General features: G+C 36.8%; 5 protein-coding genes. 3 read left to right on the top strand and 2 right to left on the bottom strand.

The genetic code is table 11. The features are described from left to right. On the top strand, nt 1-681 hold a 681-nt coding region (gene gpmA, locus AC1WHX_RS10775), incomplete at its 5' end, for a 2,3-diphosphoglycerate-dependent phosphoglycerate mutase (protein ID WP_481229329.1). Between the two features lie 43 nt (nt 682-724). Next, nucleotides 725-1,201 (top strand): Cys-tRNA(Pro) deacylase, encoded by a 477-nt coding sequence (gene ybaK, locus AC1WHX_RS10770; protein WP_009316945.1) that lies wholly within the window; start codon nt 725-727, stop codon nt 1,199-1,201. A 21-nt stretch (nt 1,202-1,222) separates the two neighbouring features. Here the strand turns inward: ybaK and nth are convergent, their stop codons facing one another. Then, entirely contained in the window at nt 1,223-1,864 is a 642-nt protein-coding gene (gene nth / locus AC1WHX_RS10765) for an endonuclease III (protein ID WP_022390140.1), read from the bottom strand. Between the two features lie 68 nt (nt 1,865-1,932). Next, a complete protein-coding gene (gene pheS, locus AC1WHX_RS10760) occupies nt 1,933-2,952 on the bottom strand; it encodes a phenylalanine--tRNA ligase subunit alpha (protein WP_009316947.1) in 1,020 nt (339 codons plus the stop codon). Nucleotides 2,953-3,086: 134 nt separating this feature from the next. Here pheS and tilS point away from each other — a divergent pair, with 134 nt between their 5' ends. Beyond that, entirely contained in the window at nt 3,087-4,427 is a 1,341-nt protein-coding gene (gene tilS / locus AC1WHX_RS10755; RefSeq protein WP_278584159.1) for a tRNA lysidine(34) synthetase TilS, read from the top strand. Nucleotides 4,428-4,429 lie beyond the last annotated feature (2 nt).

Raw genomic sequence — 4,429 nt, 5'->3', positions numbered from 1 at the left:
CTTATATTATTACGGCACGGAGAAAGTGTCTGGAATAGTGAGAACCGATTTACCGGATGGATGGATGTTGATTTATCCCCTAAAGGAGAAAAAGAAGCAGAAATGGCAGGTACTTTATTGAAGAGATATAATATTTTGTATGATTTGTGTTATACATCTTTTCTAAAACGAGCTATCAAAACTCAATTTATTGTTGCAGAGAAGGTTGATCGATTGTGGATTCCGGTTGTTAAATCATGGCGATTGAATGAGCGACATTATGGTGCTTTACAGGGATTGAATAAAAAGGAGACTGCTCTGGAATATGGGGATGAACAAGTAAAGACATGGAGAAGAAGTTTCGATGTGCGTCCTCCGCAAATCAGTTTAGAAGATCCTCGTTTCCCAGGTTTTGATCCTCGATATGCTCAGTTAGATACGGCAATTTTACCGCAAGGAGAGTCATTAGAAGATACTGTTGCAAGAGTTCTCCCTTATTGGCAAGTTGAGATTGCACCGCAGATAGCAGAAAGAAAAACTGTATTGATAGCAGCACATGGTAATAGTTTAAGGGCTTTGATTATGCATCTTGAAGAGTTGAGCCCGGAGAAGATCATAGGAGTAGAAATCCCTACCGGAACGCCGTTAATATATGAATTGGACAAGCAGTTAAAACCTGTTACTCATTATTATTTGGAATGAGCGATAATCTTTCTACCTTTGTTTGGTAGTAACAAGAAAGATTATGAAGGTAAATAAGACTAATGCTGCCCGTTTGCTGGATAAGGCAAATATCGTTTATGAGTTGATTCCCTATCAAGTAGATGAGTCTGATTTGGCGGCTACACATGTTGCCGAACAGTTGGGCGAGAACATAGAACAGGTTTTTAAAACATTGGTTTTGCGAGGAGATAAAACAGGCATATTTGTTTGTGTCATTCCGGGTAATATGGAGGTGGATTTGAAAGCTGTGGCGAAAATATCAGGAAATAAAAGTGCCGAAATGATCGCTATGAAAGAACTCCTGCCTGTTACCGGATATATCAGAGGCGGTTGTTCGCCGATAGGGATGAAGAAGCATTTTCCGACATATTTTCATAAAACATGCCTTGATTTCCATTATATATATGTAAGTGCCGGAGTGAGAGGAATACAGATTAAAATCGATCCCGCAGATTTGATAAAATTTGTTTCTGCAGAAGTCGGGGAGATCGCAATATAAAGTGTAATAAAAAGCCGGGATTTATTCCGGCTTTTTACTGTAATATTTACAGTATTCTCTTATTCCACATTCAAGACATTTCGGCTTTCTGGCAGTACAAATATATCTACCATGCAATATGAGCCAATGATGAGCGATTGGTAGTAAATGTCCCGGAATATGTTTTACCAATGTCCTTTCGGTTTCAAGAGGCGTTTTGGAATTATCTGTAAGGCCTATTCGGTTTGAAACACGAAAGACATGTGTATCTACGGCCATAGCTTCTTTATTGAATACAACCGATGCAATTACATTTGCGGTTTTTCGGCCTACTCCCGGCAATTTCTGTAATTCATCTACGTCAGAAGGAATAATTCCATTAAATTCACTAAGTAATTTTTTTGCCATTCCGACTAAGTGTTTTGCCTTATTATTGGGATATGATACGCTCTTGATATATTCATATACGACTTCTGGGGTTGTCGCAGCTAATGCTTCAGGAGTGGGAAAATCCCGGAATAAAGGTGGAGTGATTATATTTACCCGTTTATCGGTGCATTGAGCAGATAATATAACGGCGATTAGTAATTGAAACGGATCTTTATAATGAAGTTCCGTTTCGGCAACGGGAACATTTTTTGAGAACCACTCGATAATTTTGTCGTAACGTTCTTGTTTTCTCATTTTATATTAAAATATAAAAGGTACAAAGTTAAAAAACTTTGTACCTTGTTTTAGAGTTATTATCGATTTTAATGAGCAGATTCGAATTCTTCCAAAAAACGTTGATCGTTCTCTGAAAACATTCGAAGGTCTTTTACTTGGTATTTTAAATTTGTAATGCGCTCTATTCCCATTCCAAGTGCATATCCGGTATAAATTTTACTATCTATGCCACAGGCTTCCAATACATTCGGATCTACCATTCCGCAACCTAATATCTCAACCCATCCGGTATGTTTACAGAACGAACATCCTTTTCCTCCACATAAGTTACAAGATATGTCCATTTCTGCAGACGGTTCGGTAAAAGGAAAGTATGAAGGACGCAGACGAATCTTTGTGTCAGGACCGAACATTTCTTTTGCAAAAAACAGCAATGCCTGTTTCAAATCTGCAAAAGAAACGTTCTTATCTACATAAAGGGCTTCTACTTGATGAAAGAAACAATGAGCTCTGGCGGAGATCGCTTCATTCCGATATACACGTCCCGGACAGATAATACGAATCGGTGGTTGCGAATGTTCCATTACCCGAGTCTGTACGGAAGATGTGTGGGTACGAAGTAAAATATCCGGACTACGTTGAATAAAAAACGTATCTTGCATGTCTCTTGCCGGATGATCTTCTGCAAAATTCAATGATGAGAATACATGCCAGTCATCTTCAATCTCAGGACCTTCTGCTATAGAAAAGCCTAAACGTCCGAAAATTTCGCATATTTCGTTTTTTACAAGCGAAATAGGATGACGAGTTCCTACATTAACAGGATAAGCTGTTCGCGTGAGATCTATCAGGTTGTTTTCTTGAGAATTGCTATCAAGGTTTTCTTTTAATTCATTAATACGATTGAGAGCTTTCTCTTTCAGTTCGTTTAAAAGTTTGCCGACTTCTTTTTTGTTTTCGGCAGCAACATTCCTGAAATCATTAAAAAGAAGAGATATTTCTCCTTTTTTACTTAAATATTTTATACGTAAAGCCTCTATTTCGTCTGCCTTAGATGCTTTTAATGCGTCTATTTCTGCTTTAAGTCGGTTTATTTTATCAATCATGATTTTGCTATTTTCCTGTTTTTAGCTGCAAATTTAATAATTAATAGTGACTTAAAAAGTCGTTTGGGAGGTAAATATTTTATAAATCAAAAAAAACAGTTACGTTTGTACATTGCATTTCGAAATTCGGTTATATGGATTTATCAGAAATAATGCTTCGTGTGAAGCAATTTATCGATTCAAGAATACAGCTTGATAAAACTATGCCTGTTCTTATTGGTCTTAGCGGAGGGGCTGATTCTGTTGCTTTATCGGATATTTTAGTTACATTAGGCTATCGATGTATTGCTTGCCATTGTAATTTTCAGTTACGGGGAGATGAGGCGGAAAGAGATATGGTGTTTGCCCGGGATATGGCACAGACATTGAATATTCCTTTTCGCAGTGTACGTTTCGACACAGAAATGTATGCTTCCCAAAAACATATATCTATCGAAATGGCTTGTCGTGAGTTACGTTATGAATGGTTTGAGGAACAGCGTAAGAAAATCGGTGCCGGAGCGACAGCTATTGCTCATCATAGGGATGATTCGGTCGAAACTGTTCTTTTAAATTTAATTAGAGGTACGGGAATATCCGGACTTACGGGAATTCATCCTGTCAACGGGTATATCGTGAGACCGTTGTTGTGTTTAAGCCGAAAGGATATTGAGTCATATTTGTCGTTGCGTGGATTACCTTATATTACGGATCGGACAAATAAGGAAGATATTTATGTGCGAAATAAGATTCGTTTACAAGTTTTACCTTTATTGGAAAGTATAAATCCGTCTGTTTATGCAACATTAGAACGCACGGCATCTAATTTATACGAGACAGAACAGTTATATCGTTTTGCCATAAGTTCAATTATAGATGAAATAACAGAACATAAAGACAACGAATTACATATCGAAATATCAAGACTATTTGCTTCTCCGTCTCCACGTACATTATTGTTTGAGATTTTAAGACCTTTTGGATTTTTGCCTGTTCAATTAGATGAGATTTTGAGAATGGCTTCAGCCATATCTGGAAAATATATTTTATCGGGAACTCATATTTTATTAAAGGATCGGGGATTTTTTATTGTAAAAGAAAAAGACGTTTGCAAAAATGATGTTGTCGTTATTTCTGAAAATGTTTTGAAAATATCTTATCCGGTAAAATTAGAGTTTTCCCGGATCAATAGAACTTCTGAATATGAAATTCCTAAAGATGCATGTATTGCGGTATTTGATGCGGATAAGGTCAGTTTTCCGTTAATGATCAGATGTTGGAAAGAAGGAGATCGTTTTATTCCGTTCGGAATGAAGGGAAGCCGTAAACTGAGTGATTATTTCAGGGATAAGAAATTTACATTATACCAAAAGCAAAAAGCCTATGTCCTGCTTTCGAAAAATGAAATTATTTGGGTAATAGGGGAAAGAACTTCCGATAAATTCAGAGTTGACGGAAAAACAACTCATATTTTGGAAATAAAATGTGAAAAATAATT

Source organism: Coprobacter sp., from assembly GCF_982436375.1.
The sequence above is the reverse complement of the archived record's forward strand: the minus strand, read 5'-3'. Positions and strand labels throughout refer to the sequence as shown.